Consider the following 20,267-nt stretch of genomic DNA (forward strand, 5'->3'; position numbering starts at 1 on the left):
CCGGGACAGTCTCTCAAGCCTCAGGAGGCGAGCGGGCCGCTGGCGCCCTGCGCTTCCATGGCCTTCTGGCGGTAGAGCGCGACGAAATCGATCGGGTCGATGTAGAGCGGCGGGAAGCCGCCGTTGCGCACCGCCTCGGCCACGATCTGGCGGGCGAACGGGAACAGCAGGCGCGGGCACTCGATCATCACGGCGGGATGCAGCTGGTCGGCCGGGATGTTGACCATCCGGAAGACGCCCGCATACTTCACGTCGAACGCGAACAGCACTTCGTTCTGGATCTTCGCATCGCCTTCCAGCGTCAGCTCGACCTCGAAATCGGTATCCGAGAGCTGCTGCGCGGTGACGTTGACCTGGATGCTGATCTGCGGGCCCTGGCCTTCCTTGGGCTGGAGCGAGCGCGGCGCGTTCGGGTTCTCGAAGGACAGGTCCTTCGTGTACTGCGCCAGCGCGTTGATCGTCGGCGCGTCGCCCTGCGGCATGCCGCCGCCGTTGCCGTTGGCTGCCGGGGAGTCGGCCATGCGGATCATCCTTCTCGATCGGCCGGCACGGCCGGCCCGGGTTGTCGCGGCGGGAGCCGCTGAACGGCGCCGCGGAGCGGCCCGGAAGGCAGCGCCGCTAACACGCGCGCCGAGCACGGACAAGCAGCAGGCTGGCGTGGCGCTGGCGGCGGCGGTGTCCGACCCCCATATCGGTTGACGCGTGGGGATCGCGGCGTTCCGCACCGGTATAACCGGCTCGCTCCTTGCGCGTTGGTCAGTTATGAGTCGCCTAGACCCGCGAGCGCTTTGCCGGCGCCGCACCGCGCACGACCTCGGCAAGGGGCACGAGGTCCCGCCGCGGCCACCATCGGATCGGTGATGCAGGACAGCTTCGACGTTACGACGATCATCTTCCTCGCGCTCGCAGTCTTCGTGATCTGGCGCCTGCGCTCGGTTCTCGGCCAGAAGACCGGCGCGGAGCGCTCGCCGTTCAAGCCGGTGGATCGAAGCCGCACCGAGCCGCAGGCCCGCTCCGAGGGCGACAACGTCGTGCGCCTGCCCGGCGCCGACCGGGTCCAGGCCGCACCGTCCCCGGCCGCCGCGGCGGCGCGCGACTGGCGGGGCATCGCGGAGCCCGGCTCCGAGATCGCCCGCGGCCTCGAGGCGGCGGTGCAGGCGGAGCCCGGCTTCGACCCGCGCGCCTTCATCGAGGGAGCCAAGGCGGCCTACGAGACGATCATGATCGCCTTCGCCAAGGGCGACCGGAAGACCCTGCGGGGGCTCCTCTCCAAGGAGGTCGGCGAGGCGTTCGAGCGGGCGATCACCGAGCGTGAGCGCAACCGGCAGACGCTGGAGACCACCTTCGTGTCGATCGACAAGGCCGAGATCGTCGCCATCGAGGTGCGCAACCGCGTGGCGCAGATCACCGTGCGCTTCCTCTCGAACCTCATCACCGCCACCCGGAACGCCGAGGGCAAGGTCATCGACGGCAGCGCCGAGACCGTGGTCGAGGTGCCGGATGTCTGGACCTTCGCGCGCACCCTCGGCTCGCGCGATCCGAACTGGCAACTCGTGGCCACCGAGGCCGGCGCCTGATTTCGTGATTCCGTTGCCGTGCCCAACCTGCGTGCCTGGTCCGGACGGCTCCCGACCGCCCTCTTCGCGACGCTCTTAGCCGGCTCGGCACCGGCCGCTCCCGCCGAGATCGGCGGCGCGGTCCTGACTCCCGTTCCGTTCGAGGCCCTGCCGGGCTTTCCCGGCCCCGATCCTGCCGCGGCGCTCCAAGCGTTCCGGCGGGTCTGTGGCGCGCCGACGCCGCCCACACCGCAGCCCGCTGGCGTGACCGGCGATCCGGCAGCCCTGTCGGCGGCCTGCGCTGCGGCAGCGGATGTCGTGCCGGAAGCGGCAGAGGCGTTCTTCCGGCAGCGGTTCGAAGCCTTCCGGGTGGTCCGGTCGGCGGCCGAGCGGCCCGGCTTCCTCACGGGTTATTTCGAGCCGGAACTCGAAGGCGCGCTCAGCCAGGGACCAGATTTCCCGACCCCGGTGCTCGCCAGGCCCTCCGATCTCGTCTCGCTCGCGCCCGGCGAGACACGGCCCGGCCTCGACCCGGCCCTGCGGGCGGCGCGCGCCACCGTGGAGGGATTTGCGCCCTACCCCGACAGGGCAGCCATCGAGGATGGAGCTTTGGGTGCGCAGGCGCGGCCGATCCTGTGGCTGCGCGACGCCGTCGATCTCTTGGTGCTGCAGGTCCAGGGCTCGGGCCGCGTCCGCCTGCCCGACGGGCGGGCTGTCCGCGTGCTCTACGACGGGCGCAACGGCCAGCCCTACACGGCGGTGGCCAAGCTGATCGTGCAGGAAGGCCACCTGCCGCTGGAGGGTCTGACGCTCGCCCGCTGGACGACATGGCTGCGCGCGCATCCGGAGACCGCCCGGCGCCTGATCCGCGCCAATGCCTCCTACATCTTCTTCCGTCTCGCCCCGGTGGAGGATCCGGCGCTCGGCCCGCCGGGCGCCGCCAACGCGCCGCTGACACCCGGGCGCAGCCTCGCGGTGGATGGTGGGCTGTGGCGCTACGGCCTGCCGTTCTGGCTCGTCGGGCAACTCCCCGGTGCCGCGCCGGGCGAGGCCGGGCGCCTGGTGATCGCCGCCGATACGGGTTCGGCGATCCTCGGGCCGGCCCGGGGCGACCTGTTCGTCGGGACCGGGGCGCAGGCCGGGATCGCGGCCGGAAACCTGCGCGACGCTGTCGGCTTCGTGGTGCTGCTGCCCAAGCCCGCTCCGGGGGTCGCGCCGTGAGGCCGCCGCGCCGCACGCGCCGGCTGAGCGCCGGGGAGGCGAGACTCTGGAGCGAGATCGCCAAGCTGGTGACGCCGCTGGCCGGCCGGGCGACGCTGCCACCCGAGGCGCCGCCGGCACCCACCGCGACCATGCCGCCGCTGGCGGCGCCGATCCTGAAACCGTCGGCGAGCCCGACCGCGAAGAAGCCCCGCCCGAAGCCGCCGCCCAAGCCGTCGGCGCCCCCTGCCCTCAAGGTCACCGCTGCGCCCTATCAGGCGCCGCCGCAGAGCCATGCGCCGCCATCGGGACTGGAGCGGCAGGCCAAGGTCGGGTTGCGCCGGGGGCGGCTCGCGGTCGAGGCGCGGATCGACCTGCACGGCATGGTCCAGTCCGAAGCCCATGCTGCGCTGACCGGATTCCTCCTGAGGTGCCGGGCGGCAGGGCATGCCTACGTGCTGGTGGTCACCGGCAAGGGCGGGGCGGACAAGGGTGGCTCGGCCTATCCCGACGCCTTCGCCGAGCGGGGGGTGCTCCGGCGCAGCGTGCCGCATTGGCTGCGCGGTGCCGAACTGCGCGGCATCGTGCTCGGCTTCGAGGAGGCGGCCCGGCATCACGGCGGCGGCGGCGCGCTCTACGTCAGACTTCGCAGACGTTGACCGCCGGCCTTCGGAGCGGGGCGTCAAACCGCGACGGGTGCTCACCGTTGCGGTTCTGGTCGAAGGTGTCGATATCCAGACCTCACGCATGGTCCCACGAAAAAGTCCCGAAGAAAAATGCCGGAGCTTCCCGAGGTCGAGACGGTGCGGCGCGGCCTGGTGCCCGCGATGGTCGGTGCCCGGTTCAGCCGGGTCACCCTGCGCCGGCCGAATCTGCGCTTCCCGTTCCCGGAGCGATTCGCGGCGCGGCTGGAGGGGCGCACCGTCACCGATCTCGCCCGCCGGGCGAAGTATCTCACCGCCGGGCTCGATTCGGGCGAGACGTTGATCATGCATCTCGGCATGAGCGGCCGGTTCGACGTCGCCCTGCCGGACGGCCGCAACCTGTCGCCCGGGGATTTCTATCTGGAAGGCGCGCAGGGCACGCCCAAGCACGACCACGTCGTGATGGCGATGAGCACCGGCGCGACCATCACCTACAACGACGCCCGCCGCTTCGGCTTCATGGACCTCGTCCCGAGCGAGACCCTGGCGAGCAGCCGCCACTTCGCCCGGATGGGGGTGGAGCCCCTCGACGGGCTGACCGGGGCAGTGATCGCCGGCCTGTTCCGCCACAAGATCGCGCCGCTCAAGGCCGCGCTCCTCGACCAGCGCCTGATCGCGGGATTGGGCAACATCTATGTCTGCGAGGCCCTGCACCGGGCCCGCCTCCACCCGGAGACCCCCGCCGGCCTCTTGGTCAAGCCCGACGGGCGGCCGACGCCCAAGGCCAACGCCCTGGCCAAGGCGATCGTGCAGGTGCTGGAGGAGGCCGTGAAGGCCGGCGGCTCGACCCTGCGCGACTACGCCCACACCGACGGCACCGCCGGGGCGTTCCAGCACGCGTTCCGGGTCTACGACCGCGTCGGCGAGCCCTGCCGCCACCCGGGCTGCCGCGGCTCGGTGACCCGGATCGTACAGGCGAACCGCTCGACCTTCTTCTGCGCGACCTGCCAGCCGCCGGTCTGATCGGGCCGCTCTCGCACCGCAGAACGGCAATTTCGCCACAAACCCGGCTAGGGTCGCGGATCTCGACGCGCGCATCCGGTTGCGGGCAGCCGGTCCCGGCCCGCGGCGCGAGACGGGTCGCGCGGGCCTGACGCGTCGTCCCGGGTCTCGGATCCGGGACGACGCGTCAGGTCGCTGGTTTTGCATCATTGTCTTCCCGAGAGCCGGCGCCCGGCGCTCGGGATGATGCTCGTGACAGGAACGCGATGTTCTTCCGCCGCTCAAAGACGCCCGCGCCCGAGACCATCGCGCAGGATCCGACGGACGGCCCCGCCCTGCCGCAGCGCCTGTCGCCGCGCTCCCCGGGCGAGGCGATCAAGCCGACCGCCGCGCCGCCCCCGCCGGAGAAGCCGGTGCGCGAGCGCAGCGGCCTCGTCGGCATCATCAGCGGCGCCCTCACCTTCGCGGTGGTGATCGCCATCGCGGCGATGATCGGGATCACGCTGTTCCAGCGCCAGGTGCGCGAGCCGGGACCGCTCGCCACCGACAAGGTCGTGGTGATCCCGCCCCATAGCGGCACCGGCGAGATCGCCGAGACCCTGAAGCGCGAGGGCGTGATCGACCATACCGGCCTGTTCGAGTTCGCCGCCCGCTTCGGCGGTCGGCCGGCGCTCCGGGCCGGGGAGTACATGTTCAAGGCGCATGCGAGCATCGCCGACGCCCTCGACACGGTCACCACCGGCCGGCAGGTGCAGCACGCGATCACCTTCCCGGAGGGCCTGACCTCCGAGCAGATCGTCACGCGGCTCAACGACAACGACATCCTCACCGGCGAGATCAACGAGATCCCCCCGGAGGGCTCGCTCCTGCCGGACACCTACAAGTTCGAGCGCGGCGCCACCCGCCAGCAGATCGTCAACCTGATGCGGGCCAAGCAGCGCGAGGTGCTGAACCAGATCTGGCTCCGGCGCAGCGCCGACGTGCCGGTGCGGACCCCGGCCGAGATGGTCACCCTGGCCTCGATCGTCGAGAAGGAGACGGGCCGGGCCGACGAGCGGCCCCGGGTCGCCGGCGTGTTCATCAACCGCCTGAACAAGCGGATGAAGCTGCAATCCGACCCGACCATCGTGTACGGGCTGGTGGGCGGGCGCGGCACCCTCGGGCGCGGCATCCTGCGCTCCGAGATCGAGCGGCCGACCCCGTACAACACCTACGCGATCGAGGGCCTGCCCCCGGGGCCGATCGCCAATCCCGGCCGGGCCGCCCTGGAGGCGGTGGCCAACCCGTCCCGGACCAAGGACCTGTACTTCGTCGCCGACGGCAGCGGCGGCCACGCCTTCGCCGACTCGCTCGAAGGCCACCAGCGCAACGTCGCCCGCTGGCGCGCGGTCGAGAAGAGCCGCCAGGCACCGCCGGACGCGGTCGACAAGGTCGAGCCCGGTCCCGATCCGAGCGTCCCCGGCCGCGCCTCGGCCTTCGCGCCGGGAAGCAATACGCCCAATACCAACGCGGCCTTCGCCCTCGACAGCGGCACGCCGGGCACGCGCGCCTTCGACGCCTCCGAGGGCACGCGCCTCGATCCGCTGAAGAACCGCAGCTACGATCTCGGCTCGCCCAAGACCGTGCCAGCGCTGGCCGACCCGACGCCGGCCCCGCGCGGGCGGCGATAGGCGGGGGCCGCAGACGTCGTCGCGCGCTTGGCGGCGGCGCCTTCAGCGACCCCAACGCGTTGTTCGGCAGGGGATACGGAGTTATGTTAGCAGAATCAGAAGCCTGTTAATTGGGGCGGCGAGGTGATGGCCCGGATCACCGCAGATCCCCCGATCGGGAAGGCTGGTCGGGCGACCGGGGATCTGCCTCGAAAGGGTAGGCCAGACGGCCGCCGCGCCGCGCGACGTCAGGCGCACAATATCCCCGCCGCCCCGATGCCGGGCGACGATGCTGCTCTCGCCCAGATGGTCGATAGCTTACGCGCGCATCTCCCGAAGACGGGTCTCGATCAGGGCGAGATGCAGCAGGTCGGTGCCCGCTTGCCGGCGAGCCTGGTCCGGCAAGCGAAGAGGCGGACGGGCCTCAGCTCCAAAACGGATCTGCTGATTGTCGCGCTCGCCAACCTGGCCCTCGAGGACGCCTTCGCGGATGCGTTCGAGGCGGCGCACGGCCAACTGGACCCCGAGCTCGATATCGGTTTTTGAACCGTGTTCCCGATCTCGCGGTCGACGGAGAAGCTCAGCCTTCGTCGTGACCTGAAAGGGATTCGTCCGCGCGCCCGGCGCGACCTTCCTTTCATCGGAGTGACGGCAGCGCCGGGCGGGCCGCTGATGCTCGATACCGGCGTCTACATCCACGGCCTCAAAGGGCAGACGCCAACCGCCCACAGCGCTCTCCGTCATTGCAAGCGCAGCGAAGCAACCCAGGGCAGACCGCGATCGCAAAACGGCGCGCATCACCGGATTGCTCCGGTCGCGAGGACCGCGTGGTGATCGGACTCCAGCGCACCACCCCTTCCCCCCGGGGCGATCCGTGCTACAGGCCCGGATCTTCACGAGGATGGGGGTCGACATGGCCCAGATCGCAAGCATGACCGGCTTCGCCCGGGCGGCGGGCACCACCGGGGCGGTGCAATGGGCCTGGGAGGTCCGGAGCGTCAACGGGCGCGGCCTCGACGTGCGCATCCGCGTGCCGGCGGGCTATGACGGGCTCGGCGAGACCGCCCGCACTGCCCTGCAGAAGACCCTGTCGCGGGGCCAGTGCCAGCTGACCCTGACGCTGACCAAGCCGGAGCAGGCCGCCCGGGTGCGGATCAACGAGGGCCTGCTGGCGAGCCTCGCCCAGGCGGTCGCCCGGGTGCCGGTGCCCGAGGGCGTCGCGCCGGCCACGATGGACGGGCTGCTCGGCGTGCGCGGGGTGATCGAGGTCGAGGACGAGGCGGGGGCCGAGACCGAGACCTTCGCGCGGGATCTCGCCGAGGGCGTGGTCCGGGTGGTGGCCGACCTGGTCGAGGCACGCCGGGCCGAGGGGCGTCAGCTCGCCGAGGTCGTCACCGCGCAGGTCGACCGGATCGCCGCGCTGACCCAGGCGGCCGAGGACAACCCGGCGCGCAAGCCCGAAGCGGTGCGTGCCCGGCTGGCCGCCGCCATCGAGGCGTTGGGGGGGACCAATCTGGACCCGGACCGCCTGCACCAGGAGGCGATGCTGCTCGCCGGCAAGGCCGATGTGCGCGAGGAGCTGGACCGGCTGCACGCCCATGTCGCCAGCGCCCGCGAGTTGCTCGCCGCCGGCGGCGCGATCGGCCGGCGCCTGGATTTCCTGGCCCAGGAATTCGGCCGCGAGGCCAACACCCTGTGCGCCAAGGCCAACGACATCAGCCTGTCGCGGATCGGGCTCGACCTCAAGGCCGTGGTCGAGCAGTTCCGCGAGCAGGTCCAGAACATCGAATGAAGCCTTGGGACCCCCACATGCGACACGCGACGGAGCCACGCGGATGAGCGGACCGGCGAAGAACGTCTCCGACACCATCGCGCGGCGCGGATTGATCCTGATCCTGTCCTCGCCCTCGGGGGCGGGCAAGACCACGCTGACCCGGGCGATCGCGCAGGATCCGACCTGGGCGCTCGACGTGTCGATCTCCGTCACGACCCGGGCGCGCCGGCCCTCCGAGATCGACGGGCGGCACTACCACTTCATCGACCGCGAGGCGTTCGAGGACCTGCGCAGCCGCGACGACCTGCTCGAATGGGCGGAGGTCCACGGCAATTATTACGGCACGCCCCGCCGCCCGGTGGAGAAGGTCCTGGGCTCGGGCCGGGACATGATCTTCGACATTGATTACCAGGGCACCCGCCAGGTGCGGGCTAAGCTCGCCCAGGACGTGGTGACCGTGTTCATCCTGCCGCCCAGCATGGCCGAGCTGCGCCAGCGCCTCGAGCGCCGCGCCGAGGATTCGGCCGAGACGATCGAGAAGCGGCTGGCCAATGCCCGGACCGAGATCCAGCGCTGGAGCGAGTACGATTACGTGATCGTCAACGAGGACCTGCAGGCGGCCTTCCAGGCGCTGCAGGGCATTCTCTCGGCCGAGCGGCTGAAGCGCGCGCGCCGCACCGGCCTGGCGCAGTTCGTCGACGGGCTGCTGGCGGAGGCGGACGCCTAAGCTCCCACCCCGCACGCCATGACGGCGGCGGCTTCGATCACGCCGTGATGGTGAAGCACGCGCCCGGGTTGTTGGCCACGTCGAGACGGGCGTTGATCTGGTCGAGCATCGCCCGGATCAGCTTCATCCCGAGGCCCGTGCCCTTGCCGCGCACCTTGGCCTCGGCCCAGTCGTCGGGCAGGCCGGAACCGTCGTCGCAGACCCGAAGCTGAACCTCGCCCGGGCCGGAGGCCGAGACGCTGACCTCGACGCGGCCGCCGCCGGTGGGGTTGGCCGCGTATTTGAACGCGTTGGTCACGAGCTCCGTGGCGATCAGCGAGAGCGCCACCGCCTTGCGGTAGGGCACCATCAGGCCGGGCTCGGCCGAGAGATCGACGGCGTGGCCCTCGCCGGCCAGGCCCGCGAGGTCGTTGCACAGGTTCTCGATGGTCTGGCCGAGATCGACCTCGTCGAAGCGCTCGGCCTGGTAGAGGCTGTCGTGCACCCGCGCGACGCTCATCACCCGGGCCGAGGTGTCGGCGAAGGCCTGCCGGGCCTCGCCATCGGAGATCTGGCGGCGCTGCATCTGCAGGAAGGCCGAGACGATCTGCAGGGAGTTCTTGACCCGGTGGTCGATCTCCCGGGTCAGCAGGTCCTTCTGCTCGAGCAGGCGCTCCTTCTCGGCGAGCAGGCTGGTCAGCTCGTCGATCTTGCGGCGCTGGCGCAGCACCACGCCCTCGACCGCCTCGGCCAGCGAGCCGGCGAGATGGACCTGCCATTCGGCCCAGTCGGCGGCGAAGCCGGTGCGCTCCTCGACCCAGCGCTCGAACGAGCGGCGCGGCAGCAGAGCCACCGGGCCGCTGCCGGCGAGGACCGGTTTGCGCGGGTCGCCGCCCCAGGTCACCGTGCTGGGCACCTCCGGCCGGAACCAGAGCAGCAGATTCTCGCGGGACTCGTCCACGAAGGCCGCGAGCAGGCCGCTGGCGATCTCCCGGTAGGGGGCCGCCTCCGGATACTCGGCGGTGAAGCTGCTGCTGCTGTATTGGCTCTCGCCGGCCGGCAGCCGGTCCCGCAGCCAGGCGGCGATCCGGCCGACCATGTCGGCGGGGGGCGACCGGCCGATCAGCGTCACCCGCTCGCCCGCCGCGATGCCGGCGCCGGTGGCGCTGAACAGGTCGAGCAGCGTCGCGTTGCCGGCGGTCAGGGCGGCCACGAAATCGTCGGAGCGGGTCAGCTCGCGCACCAGGCGGCTCTCGACCGCGAGATGGGCCTGCCGCTCCTCCCAGAGCCGGCGCGACTCGATCTCCTGCACCCGCATCGCGAAGGCGTCGGTGAGCACGGTGGCGGCCGAGCGGGTCTCGGGCGTGACGTAATGCGGGCGGCGATGATGGCCGATCATCAGGCCCCAGAGCCGGCCCTCGACCATGATCGAGATCGACATCGAGCCATTCACGCCCAGGTTGCGCTGGTACTCGAGGTGGATCGGCGACAGCGTGCGGTGCTGGGCGAAGGTGAGGTCGATCGGGCCGTTGCCGGCGCCGGGCGCCGCCACCAGGCCGACCGGGACGCTGTCGCGGTCGATCACGAAGCGGTTCTTAGCCCGGGTGTAGAGGGCGCGGGCCTGGGCCGGGATGTCGGAGGCGGGAAAGCGCAGGCCGAGCAGGCTGCGCGACCAGCCGGGCACCTTGTCCTCGGCCACCGCCTCGCCGTTCCAGTCGGCGTCGAACCGGTAGACCAGAACGGCCTCGAAGCCGGTGAGCGCGCGGATCTCCAGGGCGGCGATCCGGGCAGCCTCGACCAGGGTCTCGGCCCCGCGCAAGCGCCCGACGGCGAGCTCGGTATCGACCTGGCTGGCGGTCGGGAAGTCGTCGGCCGATTCGGGCTCGAGCTCCAGCTCGACGATCACCCGCCCGGCATGGGCGTGGGCCACGGCGTAATAGGGCGCCGCGCGGCCGGCAAGGGTGAGCCGGCGGCGGGCGGATTGGCCGTTCTCCAGGGTACCGGCGGTCAGGCGCGCCCAGATGGCCTCGACGAAGTCGCGGGGCAGCACGTCGTCCAGGGGACGGCCGGCGAGCGGCGGATCCTGGGGATCGACGATCTCCTCGATATTGGCCGAGTAGGCCAGGACGTGCAGGGTTTCGGCATCGGCCGCGAGCATCACGGCGTTGGGCTGGATCGAGCCCGGGATGTGGATCGGCTCGCGCTCGCAATGGCTGGCATCGACCGGCTCGGCGCGCACACGCCGGCCGATCGCGGCCATCACGGCCTCGCGGGGCAGGCCGGCGCCGAGGCTCTCGATCGGGTCGATGGTCAGCCAGGTGACCGGGCCGGTCTCGGCGGCGGTGCCATGGCGCATGTGGACCCGTGCCCGCAGGGGCTGGGGCAGCCGGCCGAACACGTAGTCGAAGCTCTCGTCCAGGGCGCCGCGGCGGCTCCCCGACAGGAAGCGCCCGCGGAAATTCGGCACGTTGGTGCCCGGCATCACCTCGCGGAAATAGTTGCGGCCGATCACCGCCTCGCGCGACAGGCCCGAAAGCGCGCTGGCGCCCTCGCTGAACACCACGACGGTGCCGTCCGAATCGAGTCCGATCACGCCCTTGTCGAGGCGATCCAACGCGTCGGGCGCGAGCACGTCGAGGTCGACGCCGCGTTCGGGGGCCTGCTTCGGCGGCATCAGGAAAGAACCCCGCTCATCTCGGTTGATATGACTGGGGCAGGGGCGAAGTGCAATGCTTCCGCGCGCGGCAAGATCAGCTCGATATCACGATGGCGTCGGAGCCAGATTAAGACTGACAAATTGACTGTGTGATTTCAGACAATGCGGTGGAAAATCCTTCTTCAACTGTAGGATGGTATATGGGTTGGTCCCGCACGGCCGCGGCGCTCTTCCCGTCGCCGATCGCGTGGGCCAGCAGATGCGCCAGATGCTCGACCGCGGGCCCGAGCATCTCCGAACCCAGCAGCCGGCCCTCCCGGTCGGCCCAGATCCGAAGCCCGCCGTGATTCGCGCCGTCGACCCGGGCACGACCCTGGGTCGAGAAATCGACCGTTCCGGTGATGCGTCCGGGGGCGTCGGCCGCGTAGGGCGCGCCGATCGCGGCGACCTGCGGGTCGGTGAAGACCATTGTCAGACGGGTCCAGGGCTCCGGCGACGTAACAGCGCGCCCGGCGGCCAGCGCCGCCGCGTTCGCTCCGGCGATGCTGCCCTGGCGGCTCGCCTCGTGCAGCACCGGCCGCCAGGCATCGGCATCGCCCGCGATCAGAATCGGCGCGCCGGCGCAGATCAGGCTGCGCCGGTCGAATTCCGGCATGCCGCCCTCGCCGAGGCGCAGGCCCGTCACGTCGAGCCCGAGCCCGCCCAGGTTGGGCGCGCGGCCGGTCGCCGCGAGAACCCGGTCGGCCCGGGTCTCTCGGGCCCGCCCATTCCGGTCGGTCCAAGCGAGGCGCACACCGTCCCCGTCGCGCGCGGCGGAGTCGAGCTTCGCCCCGAGATGCAGCGCAAGCTCGGCACTGAAGATCTCGGCGGCCTGGCGGGCGAGATCCGGCTCGGACAGGCCGGCGACGGTATCGCCGGCATCGATCACCGTGACGCGGATTCCGAGGCGGCTCATCGCCTGGGCGATCTCGATGCCGACCGCGCCCGCACCCAGAACGGCCAGCGAATCCGGGAGGTCCGGGATCTCGAACAGGGTGTCGGTGGTGAGGAGGCGGTCGCCGAGCCCGCGCAGGGGCGCCGGGACGGTGGGGCTCGAACCGGTGGCGATCACGGCGGCGCGGAAGGTGATCCGGGTGTGATCGTCGACCGTGAGGCTGTCGCGATCCGCGAACCGGGCGCTGCCGGCGATGCGCGCCGCCTCCGGCAGGGCGTCCACGCCGTCGAGGACGCCGCCGACGAACCGGTCCCGCTCGGCGCGGACCCGCTCGAGCACCGCGCGCCCATCCACCGCGACGCCGGCGACGCGGATGCCGAACAGGTCGGTGTTGCGCGCCGCATGGGCGGCCTTGGCCGCCGCGATCAGGAGCTTGGAGGGCATGCAGCCGACCCGGGCACAGGTCGTGCCGCCCGGGCCGCGCTCGACCAGGACGGCGCTCGCTCCGGCTTCGGTGGCGGCCCGGTAGGCGGCGAGCCCGGCGGTCCCGGCCCCGATCACCGCCACATCACAGCTGCGTTCGTTCATCGTATCCCCGGGCCGGTCGCCGGGGCCAAAGCTTCATCGCTGAGGTTCGTTCCGCCTGCGCCGACGCGCCTCAGGTTGAGCCGCCGACGGGCTCAGACGGGCTGGTCGGGCAATGCGGTTCGGATGCGGCGGGCCCATTGGAAGAACGCTCTTCCGAGGGTTGATACCGCAGACCCGATAACCCGCACCGTCATTCCCGGGCGCCGCAGGCGAGCCCGGCCCCAGAGCGGACGCCCATGGCGTCAATCCAGAATCGCTGCCGGCTCAACCGCTTGGCACGTCGGCGGCTCCGGATCCCGGGTTCCGCCGTGACGCGGCAGCGGTCCAGCCTTCGACCGGAGAGCAAGACCGAGCTTTCCGCGTCAGCGCGAGCTGGGAATCGACCGGTCTGACCCGTCGCCCCCATGGGAGGGGGGCCACACCGCGGCCCGGATAAGCCGCGGCGTGAGCGTGTCCCCCGCTTCAGGGGGAACCCGCCGGTCAGACGTTGCGCACCGGTGCGGTGCCGCCGAGATGGAACACCCGGTGCGGGACCAGCTCGCCGCGCTCGACATCGCCCACCGCGACCAGGATACCGCCGCAGGTCGCGAAGGCCTTGCCCTCCACGGGCGCGTCCCGGCCGCGCAGGATCACCGACTGGCCGCGCATCAGGCGCAGGCCGAGGTCGCGCGAAACCGCCACCTCGGGGATCGCGTCGAGCGCGGTCTCCACCGGCCGCAGATGCGCGAGCGCGGCTTCGGGGCCGCCCTCGGTCAGGCCGGCGGCGGCGCAGGATTCGGCTTCCGAGAACGGGCCGACCCGGGTTCGGCGCAGGGCCGAGACGTGGCCGTAGCAGCCGAGCATCCGGCCGAGGTCGCGCGCCAGGGCGCGGACATAGGTGCCCTTGCCGCACTCGGCCTCGATCACGGTGCGCTCGCCGTCATGCTCGACCACGGCGAGGCGGTCGATCTGCACCGGCCGGGCGACCAGCTCCACGGTCTCGCCCTCGCGGGCCAGGTCGTAGGCGCGCTCGCCCTGGATCTTGATCGCGGAATAGCGCGGCGGCACCTGCTCGATCGCGCCGACGAAGGCCGGCAGAGCCGCCTCGACGGCCGCCCGCTCCGGACGCGCGTCGCTGGTGGCGACCGCCCGGCCCTCGGCATCGTCGGTGTCGGTCTCGACACCCCATTGCACGGTGAACCGGTAGGCCTTGCGGCCGTCCATGACGAACGGGACGGTCTTGGTCGCCTCACCCAGCGCGATCGGCAGGATGCCCGAGGCCAGCGGGTCGAGGGTGCCGGCATGGCCGGCCTTCTTGGCGTTGAAGGCGCGCTTCACCACCGCGACGGCGTGAGTCGAGGTCATGCCGACAGGCTTGTCGAGGATGACCCAGCCCGACACGTCCCGGCGCTTGGGCCGATCGGGCCGCGGTCCGCGCTGCGGGCGGCGCTCCTCCGGGCCCCGGCGCTCGGCGCCCGGACCGGAAGCCGCGCGCTCGGCCGGCGGATGATCTTCGATGGAAACCGTCATGTCCTCGTGTCCCCCGGGGTCGTTGCCCCGTTCCTGTCCGTGTGCCGTCGGGGATCAATGCCCCCGACCGGTCTCCGGTTCGTCGTCCTCAGGCCCGTCGCCGTCCCGCTCGGGGACGAGGTCGCGCTTCACGCGCTCGTCGCGCAGCAGCTTGTCGATGCGGGCCGCCTCGTCGAAGGTCTCGTCGCGCAGGAAGCGCAGCTCGGGGGCGAATTTCAGGTTCACCCGCCGGGCCACCTCCTGGCGCAGCACCTTGCGGTGGCGGTCCAGCGCGGCGATCACCGGCGCCTCGTCGACGCCGCCGAGCGGCATCACGTAGGCGGTGGCGAGCTTCAGGTCCGGCGACATCCGCACCTCCGGCACGGTCACGACATGCGTGTTGAGCACCGGATCCTGGATGTCGCCGCGCTGGAGCACCTCCGCGAGGGCGTGGCGCACGAGTTCGGCCACGCGCTGCTGGCGCTGCGAGGGGCCGGTGGATGTGGGTTTCTGGGCCATTCTGTCTCGGGCCGACGCCGCGGGGCGGCCGGTTCACGTCCAACAAAAGAGAGATGCGCGAAAAAGAAAAGACGGCCGCGGCTGAGGCCGCGACCGCCCTGTCCGGACGAGGTCCGGGATCTCAGAGGGTGCGACGGATCTCTTCGACCCGGTAGCACTCGATGACATCGCCCGCGCGCATGTTCTCGAAGTTCTCGAAGGCCATGCCGCACTCCTGGCCGGAGGTGACTTCCTTCGCGTCGTCCTTGAAGCGCTTGAGGGTCTTGAGCTTGCCCTCGTGGATCACGACGCTGTCGCGGATGAGGCGGACATGCGCGCCGCGCTCCACGATACCGTCGGTGACGCGGCAACCCGCAACCTTGCCGACCTTGGAGACCTCGAAGACCTCCTGGATCGACGCCTCGCCCAGGCGCTCCTCGCGCAGGGTCGGCGGCAGCATCCCCGACAGCGTGGCTTTGATGTCGTCCACGAGGTCGTAGATGATGTTGTAGTAGCGGATATCGATACCCGCCCGCTCGGCGGCCTCGCGGGCCTCCTTGAGGGCGCGCACGTTGAAGCCGATCACGACCGCCTTCGACGCCTGAGCCAGGGTGATGTCTGACTCGGTGATGCCGCCGACACCCGACAGGAGGATGCGGGCCGCGACCTCGCCGTTGCCGAGCTTCTCCAGGGCACCCGCGATCGCCTCGACCGAACCCTGCACGTCGCCCTTGATGACCACCGGCAGCTCCTTGCGGCCGGCGCCTTCCTTGAGGTCGCGCATCATATCGACCAGCGAGCGGTTGGCACCGCCGGTCCGGGCATTCTGCCGCTCGCGCTTCTGGCGGGCGCGGTACTCGGTGACCTCGCGGGCCCGGGCCTCGCTCGACACCACGGTCACGCGGTCGCCGGCATCGGGCGTGCCGTTGAAGCCGAGGACCTCCACGGGCACCGACGGGCCGGCATACTGCACGTTCTCGCCGACATCGTCGATCAGGGCGCGCACGCGGCCCCACTCGGCACCGGCCACGACGATGTCGCCGGTGAACAGAGTGCCGCGCTGGACCAGCACGGTCGCCACCGGACCGCGACCGCGGTCGAGCTGGGCCTCGATGACCGTGCCCTCGCCGTCGCGCTTCTCGTTGGCGCGCAGGTTCATGATCTCGGCCTGGATCTGGATGCCCTCCAGCAGCTCCGGCAGACCGTCGCCGGTCTTGGCCGAAACCTCGAATTCCAGGGTCTCGCCGCCCATCGATTCGACCTGGATGTCGTGCTGCAGCAGCTCCGTGCGGACCCGCTGGGGGTTCGCGTCCGGCTTGTCGATCTTGTTGATCGCGATGATCATCGGGACGCCCGCCGCCTTGGCGTGCTGGATCGCCTCAATGGTCTGCGGCATCACGCCGTCATCGGCCGCCACCACGACCACCACGATGTCGGTGACCTTGGCGCCGCGGGCGCGCATCGACGTGAACGCCGCGTGGCCCGGGGTGTCGATGAAGGTGATCATGTCGCCGGACGGCGCCGCGACCTGGTAGGCGCCGATATGCTGGGTGATGCCGCCGGCCTCGCCCTCCACCACGTTCGCCTTGCGGATCGCGTCGAGCAGCGAGGTCTTGCCGTGATCGACGTGGCCCATGATGGTGACCACCGGCGGACGGGGATCGAGATCCTCCTCCAGATCCGGCTCGTCGGACGACAAACCTTCCTCGACGTCGGACTCGGCGACGCGGCGGACGGTGTGGCCGAGCTCCTCGGCGATGAGCTGGGCGGTGTCCGAGTCGATCACGTCGGTGATCTTGTGGATCTCGCCCTGCTTCATCAGCAGACGGATCACGTCCACGGCCCGCTCCGACATGCGGTTGGCGAGTTCCTGGATGGTGATCGTCTCGGGGATCGTCACCTCGCGGGACAGCTTCTCCTTCTGCTCGACCTGGCCACGGCCGCTCATGCGCTGCTGGCGGCGGCGGAACGAGGCGACCGAACGGGTGCGCTCGTCCTCACCGGACGTCGCCGTCGCGATGGTCAGGCGGCCGCGGTTGCGGTCCCCGCCCGGCGACTTCGGCGTCTTGGGCGGCGCGATGATCTTGAGCGGCATGCCGGGACGGCGGATCACCCGCTTGGTCTCGGACTCGTCCTCGTTGGTCTGCGCACCGCGGCCGGCGGGACGCGCCGCTGCGGCGGCACCGGCGGGACGCGCGGCGGTCGTCGGCGTGGCGCTCTTCTCGGGCTCGGGCGCCGGGGCGGGGCGCGCCATGAAGTTGAGGTCGCGGGGCTTGCGCGAATCGGCCGTGATGGTCTTGCGCGGCTCGCCGGTGGCGGGACGGGCGGTCAGCGGCGGACGCGCCGCCGGGGCGGCCGGCGCTGCGGCGGCCGGACGCGCAGCCGCGGAGGCAGCCGGACGGGCAGCCTCGGGCTGGCGGGCCGGAGCGACGGTGCTCGGACGCGCCGGCATCGGACGGGTCGCCGACGGGCGAGCGGGTGCGGCGGCCGGAGCCGCCGGCGCGGCAGGGGCAGCAGCCGCGGGGGCGGCCGGTGCGGGCGCAGCGGCCTCGGCGGCGGCAGCCGCATTCGCGGCGGCGGCAGCCTTGGCGGCCTCCTCGGCAGCGCGGGCAGCCTCGGCGGCGGCGGCCTTGCGGGCCTCCTCCTCGCGACGGCGCTCCTCGGCGGCCTCGCGCTCGCGTCGGGCCTGCTCCTCGGCCTCCTTGCGGCGGGCCTCGGCCTCGGCCTCGGCCTTCTGACGGGCCTCGGCCTCGCGGCGCTTCGCGTCGGCGAGGGCGGCGGCGCGGGCGGCGCTCTCCTGCTCGCTCAGCGTGCGCAGCACGACACCCGACGCCGAGCGCTGGGCCGGGCGCGGCGGGGCCGCAGCGGCGGTCGGAGCCGGGCGCGGGGCGGGCGCAGGCTCACGGGCAGGGGCGGCCGGGGCCGCGCCGACGCCGCGGCGCTTGACCGTCTCGACCACGACCTGCTTGGAGCGGCCATGGGAGAAGCTCTGACGCACGGTGCCTGCCTCGATCGGCCGCTTGAGGGAGAGCGGCTTCGGAGAAGTCCTGTTCAGAGTCTTGTCGCCCGGGTTGTTCGTGTCGCTCATTCAGCCTGAACCCTGAGGGTTTCCATCGTCCCGTGAACCGACGCCCGGTGGCGCCGGCCAAATTCGTCCTGGTGCGTCGTCAACGTGAGGCTTCGTCGACCCCGCCGATTCGGGCTGGATCGGGCTCCTCGGTCGCCGCGGCGGCGCCCTCGAAGGAGCGTAGCCGACGCCAACGCGACAGGCAGCCGGCAGCTCCGGCTCCTGCGACGAGCGCAGCGTGTATCACATGATCCCGACCTAAGGCCATGTCCAATTCATCTTCGGACAGGTCGTCGATGATCGGTATCCTTGACATGGCCTCACCGTGCCGCCGGTACAAGGCCGCGGCGATCTTGCGACGGCCGTCTGGACTGGCTTCCGCCGCATGGATCAGGGCCACCGCGCCGGGCTGGCCGCCGATCGCGGCCTCGACCTTCGAGAAGCCTGCGACCACGCATCCCGCCTTGTTGGCCATGGCGATCGCCTGCCGCAGATCCTCGCGCAGGCCGACGACGATCCGGTCGGGCAAGTCGGGGCCGGCCTGGGCCGGTCCCTTGAACGCCCGCGGGAACAGGTTCTTGCGCACCGCCGTGGCGACCGCGTCGCGCCGGGCGCTGATCCAGGCGCCGCGGCCGGGCAGCTTCGCGCGCAGGTCCGGCACGACGCTGCCGTCCGGGCCGCGCACGAACCGGATCATCGCCTCGGGCGGCTGGACCACGCGCGTGACGATGCAGGTCCGCTGCGGCACGCGCCGGCCGGGGCCGCTGTCGAGCCCCCCGGGATCGAGTCCCGGATCCTGCCCCTCATCGGGCGGGGTCGTGTCGACCTCGGCCATGAGCGCGTCCGCCGCAGCCTCCCGCTCAGGCCTCGGCCGGGGTGGCGGCCGTCGCCTCGGGGGTCTCCTCGCCTTCGTCGGTCTCGGCACCCTCCTCGGCCTCCGGCTCGGGCAGCGCCTCGATCCAGCCGGCCTTGAGGCGGGCGGCCATGATCAGGCCCTCGGCCTCGGCGCGCGACAGCTCGAACCCGTCCAGATAGCCGGCATGGCGCACGGCGTCCGGGCCGCGGCCCTCGGTGTAGCCGACGAGGTCGTCGGTGGCGCAGCCCGCCAGGTCCTCGACGGTCTTCACGTCGTTCTCGCCGAGCGCGACCATCATGGGCGTGGTGATGCCCTCGATCTCGCGCAGCTCGTCGGCGACGCCGAGCTCGGTGCGGCGGGCATCGTGCTCCTGCTCGATCCGGGCGAGGTGATCCTGGGCGCGGGCCTGGATCTCGGCGCCGGTCTCCTCGTCGAGACCCTGGATGCCGGACAGCTCCTGGATGTCGACGTAGGCGATCTCCTCGACGTTGCGGAAGCCTTCGGCCGCCAGCAGCTGGCCGACGGTCTCGTCGACGTCGAGCGCCTCCATGAACACCTGGGTCCGCTCGGCGAATTCCTTCTGGCGCCGCTCGGATTCCTCGGCCTCGGTCAGGATGTCGATGTCCCAGCCGGTGAGCTGCGAGGCCAGGCGCACGTTCTGGCCCCGGCGGCCGATGGCCAGCGACAGCTGGTCGTCCGGCACCACCACCTCGATGCGGTCGGCCTCCTCGTCGAGCACGACCTTCACCACCTCGGCGGGCTGGAGGGCGTTGACGATGAAGGTCGCCTCGTCCTCGGACCACGGGATGATGTCGATCTTCTCGCCCTGGAGCTCGCCGACCACCGCCTGGACGCGCGAGCCGCGCATGCCGACGCAGGCGCCGACCGGGTCGATGCTGCCGTCGCGGGAGATCACCGCGATCTTGGCGCGGGAGCCCGGATCGCGGGCGACCGCCTTCACCTCGACGATGCCGTCGTAGATCTCGGGCACTTCCTGGCCGAACAGCTTGGCCATGAATTGCGGGTGCGAGCGCGACAGGAAGATCTGCGGGCCGCGCACTTCCGAGCGCACGTCGAACAGGTAGGAGCGGATCCGGTCGCCCGGCCGGAAGGTCTCGCGCGGGATCATCTCGTCCCGGCGGACGATGCCCTCGCCCCGGCCCAGATCGACGATGACGTTGCCGTACTCGACCCGCTTGACGATGCCGTTGAGGATCTCGCCGATCCGGTCCTTGTACTCGTCGAACTGGCGGGCGCGCTCGGCGTCGCGCACCTTCTGGACGATGACCTGCTTGGCCGACTGGGCGGCGACGCGGCCGAAATCGAAGGGCGGCAGGGTGTCGGAGATCACGTCGCCGACCAGCGCGCCCGGGTTGTAGCGGCGGGCCTGCTCCAGGGTGATCTCGCGGGCGTCGTTCTCCACCTGATCGACCACCAGAAGGTGCCGCGACAGGCGCAGGGCCCCGGTCTTGTTGTCGATCTCGGCGTGAACGTCGGTCTCCGCGCCGTAGCGGGAGCGCGCCGCCTTGGCGATCGCCTCCTCCATCGCGTCGATGACGATGGAGCGGTCGATCACCTTCTCGCGGGCGACCGCGTCGGCGATCTGGAGGAGTTCGAGCCTGTTGGCGCTGACGACGGCCATCGGTGTC

The 20,267-nt window shown here is 71.6% G+C and carries 16 protein-coding genes; 8 read left to right on the forward strand and 8 right to left on the reverse strand.

Annotation, left to right across the window (positions count from 1 at the left end; all coding sequences use genetic code 11):
• Positions 1–20 precede the first annotated feature (20 nt).
• Positions 21–521 carry a protein-export chaperone SecB gene (secB, locus tag WYO_RS04645; protein WP_007559667.1) on the reverse strand — a complete coding sequence of 167 codons (501 nt, stop codon included), beginning with the start codon at positions 519–521 and terminating at the stop codon, positions 21–23.
• A gap of 339 nt (positions 522–860) precedes the next feature.
• Between secB and WYO_RS04650 the strand changes: the two genes are divergently transcribed.
• The 8 genes from WYO_RS04650 to gmk all read left to right on the forward strand — a co-directional run bounded on the left by WYO_RS04650 (position 861) and on the right by gmk (position 8,552).
• The gene (locus WYO_RS04650; protein ID WP_007559668.1) at positions 861–1,577 is read left to right on the forward strand and encodes a Tim44/TimA family putative adaptor protein; all 717 of its coding nucleotides are present in this window, start codon (positions 861–863) and stop codon (positions 1,575–1,577) included.
• Positions 1,578–1,595: 18 nt separating this feature from the next.
• On the forward strand, positions 1,596–2,777 hold the full coding sequence (locus tag WYO_RS04655) for an MltA domain-containing protein (protein WP_007559669.1): 1,182 nt from the start codon (positions 1,596–1,598) through the stop codon (positions 2,775–2,777).
• The gene (locus tag WYO_RS04660) at positions 2,774–3,415 is read left to right on the forward strand and encodes a Smr/MutS family protein (RefSeq protein ID WP_007559670.1); all 642 of its coding nucleotides are present in this window, start codon (positions 2,774–2,776) and stop codon (positions 3,413–3,415) included. The genes WYO_RS04655 and WYO_RS04660 overlap by 4 nt, the downstream gene beginning before the upstream one ends.
• 117 nt (positions 3,416–3,532) lie before the next feature.
• Positions 3,533–4,423, forward strand: a complete 891-nt coding sequence (gene mutM, locus WYO_RS04665) for a bifunctional DNA-formamidopyrimidine glycosylase/DNA-(apurinic or apyrimidinic site) lyase (RefSeq protein WP_007559671.1) — start codon at positions 3,533–3,535, stop codon at positions 4,421–4,423.
• Between the two features lie 245 nt (positions 4,424–4,668).
• Positions 4,669–6,072 carry an endolytic transglycosylase MltG gene (gene mltG, locus WYO_RS04670; protein ID WP_007559672.1) on the forward strand — a complete coding sequence of 468 codons (1,404 nt, stop codon included), beginning with the start codon at positions 4,669–4,671 and terminating at the stop codon, positions 6,070–6,072.
• Between the two features lie 255 nt (positions 6,073–6,327).
• Positions 6,328–6,597 (forward strand): hypothetical protein, encoded by a 270-nt coding sequence (locus tag WYO_RS04675; RefSeq protein WP_007559673.1) that lies wholly within the window; start codon positions 6,328–6,330, stop codon positions 6,595–6,597.
• A gap of 367 nt (positions 6,598–6,964) precedes the next feature.
• A complete protein-coding gene (locus tag WYO_RS04680) occupies positions 6,965–7,843 on the forward strand; it encodes a YicC/YloC family endoribonuclease (RefSeq protein WP_007559674.1) in 879 nt (292 codons plus the stop codon).
• A gap of 43 nt (positions 7,844–7,886) precedes the next feature.
• Complete coding sequence (gmk, locus tag WYO_RS04685; RefSeq protein ID WP_007559675.1) at positions 7,887–8,552, forward strand: guanylate kinase; 666 nt, start codon at positions 7,887–7,889, stop codon at positions 8,550–8,552.
• 37 nt (positions 8,553–8,589) lie between these two features.
• Here the strand turns inward: gmk and WYO_RS04690 are convergent, their stop codons facing one another.
• The 7 genes from WYO_RS04690 to nusA all read right to left on the reverse strand — a co-directional run bounded on the left by WYO_RS04690 (position 8,590) and on the right by nusA (position 20,260).
• Positions 8,590–11,205 (reverse strand): histidine kinase dimerization/phosphoacceptor domain -containing protein, encoded by a 2,616-nt coding sequence (locus tag WYO_RS04690; protein WP_007559684.1) that lies wholly within the window; start codon positions 11,203–11,205, stop codon positions 8,590–8,592.
• A gap of 109 nt (positions 11,206–11,314) precedes the next feature.
• Positions 11,315–12,709, reverse strand: coding sequence for a dihydrolipoyl dehydrogenase (locus WYO_RS04695; protein ID WP_007559686.1), 1,395 nt, complete (start codon positions 12,707–12,709; stop codon positions 11,315–11,317).
• 480 nt (positions 12,710–13,189) lie between these two features.
• Positions 13,190–14,218, reverse strand: a complete 1,029-nt coding sequence (truB, locus tag WYO_RS04700; protein WP_007559688.1) for a tRNA pseudouridine(55) synthase TruB — start codon at positions 14,216–14,218, stop codon at positions 13,190–13,192.
• A 54-nt stretch (positions 14,219–14,272) separates the two neighbouring features.
• A complete protein-coding gene (gene rbfA / locus WYO_RS04705) occupies positions 14,273–14,716 on the reverse strand; it encodes a 30S ribosome-binding factor RbfA (protein ID WP_007559690.1) in 444 nt (147 codons plus the stop codon).
• Between the two features lie 121 nt (positions 14,717–14,837).
• Complete coding sequence (infB, locus tag WYO_RS04710) at positions 14,838–17,783, reverse strand: translation initiation factor IF-2 (RefSeq protein ID WP_007559691.1); 2,946 nt, start codon at positions 17,781–17,783, stop codon at positions 14,838–14,840.
• Between the two features lie 79 nt (positions 17,784–17,862).
• Entirely contained in the window at positions 17,863–18,597 is a 735-nt protein-coding gene (locus WYO_RS04715) for an RNA-binding protein (protein WP_007559693.1), read from the reverse strand.
• 25 nt (positions 18,598–18,622) lie between these two features.
• Positions 18,623–20,260, reverse strand: a complete 1,638-nt coding sequence (gene nusA / locus WYO_RS04720; RefSeq protein WP_007559695.1) for a transcription termination factor NusA — start codon at positions 20,258–20,260, stop codon at positions 18,623–18,625.
• Positions 20,261–20,267: the final 7 nt, after the last annotated feature.

The sequence above is a fragment of the Methylobacterium sp. GXF4 genome, assembly GCF_000272495.1.
In the GTDB taxonomy this organism is placed as follows: Bacteria; Pseudomonadota; Alphaproteobacteria; order Rhizobiales; family Beijerinckiaceae; genus Methylobacterium; species Methylobacterium brachiatum.

What these genes read in the sequence shown, in the direction of transcription:
- WYO_RS04695 (WP_007559686.1), bottom strand. Translation starts at nt 12,709, where the DNA reads ATGAACGAACGCAGCTGTGATGTGGCGGTGATCGGGGCCGGGACCGCC.
- rbfA (WP_007559690.1), bottom strand. Translation starts at nt 14,716, where the DNA reads ATGGCCCAGAAACCCACATCCACCGGCCCCTCGCAGCGCCAGCAGCGC.
- WYO_RS04715 (WP_007559693.1), bottom strand. Translation starts at nt 18,597, where the DNA reads ATGGCCGAGGTCGACACGACCCCGCCCGATGAGGGGCAGGATCCGGGA.
- secB (WP_007559667.1), bottom strand. Translation starts at nt 521, where the DNA reads ATGGCCGACTCCCCGGCAGCCAACGGCAACGGCGGCGGCATGCCGCAG.
- WYO_RS04690 (WP_007559684.1), bottom strand. Translation starts at nt 11,205, where the DNA reads ATGCCGCCGAAGCAGGCCCCCGAACGCGGCGTCGACCTCGACGTGCTC.
- truB (WP_007559688.1), bottom strand. Translation starts at nt 14,218, where the DNA reads ATGACGGTTTCCATCGAAGATCATCCGCCGGCCGAGCGCGCGGCTTCC.
- nusA (WP_007559695.1), bottom strand. Translation starts at nt 20,260, where the DNA reads ATGGCCGTCGTCAGCGCCAACAGGCTCGAACTCCTCCAGATCGCCGAC.
- WYO_RS04675 (WP_007559673.1), top strand. Translation starts at nt 6,328, where the DNA reads ATGCCGGGCGACGATGCTGCTCTCGCCCAGATGGTCGATAGCTTACGC.
- gmk (WP_007559675.1), top strand. Translation starts at nt 7,887, where the DNA reads ATGAGCGGACCGGCGAAGAACGTCTCCGACACCATCGCGCGGCGCGGA.
- infB (WP_007559691.1), bottom strand. Translation starts at nt 17,783, where the DNA reads ATGAGCGACACGAACAACCCGGGCGACAAGACTCTGAACAGGACTTCT.
- WYO_RS04650 (WP_007559668.1), top strand. Translation starts at nt 861, where the DNA reads ATGCAGGACAGCTTCGACGTTACGACGATCATCTTCCTCGCGCTCGCA.
- mutM (WP_007559671.1), top strand. Translation starts at nt 3,533, where the DNA reads ATGCCGGAGCTTCCCGAGGTCGAGACGGTGCGGCGCGGCCTGGTGCCC.
- WYO_RS04680 (WP_007559674.1), top strand. Translation starts at nt 6,965, where the DNA reads ATGGCCCAGATCGCAAGCATGACCGGCTTCGCCCGGGCGGCGGGCACC.
- mltG (WP_007559672.1), top strand. Translation starts at nt 4,669, where the DNA reads ATGTTCTTCCGCCGCTCAAAGACGCCCGCGCCCGAGACCATCGCGCAG.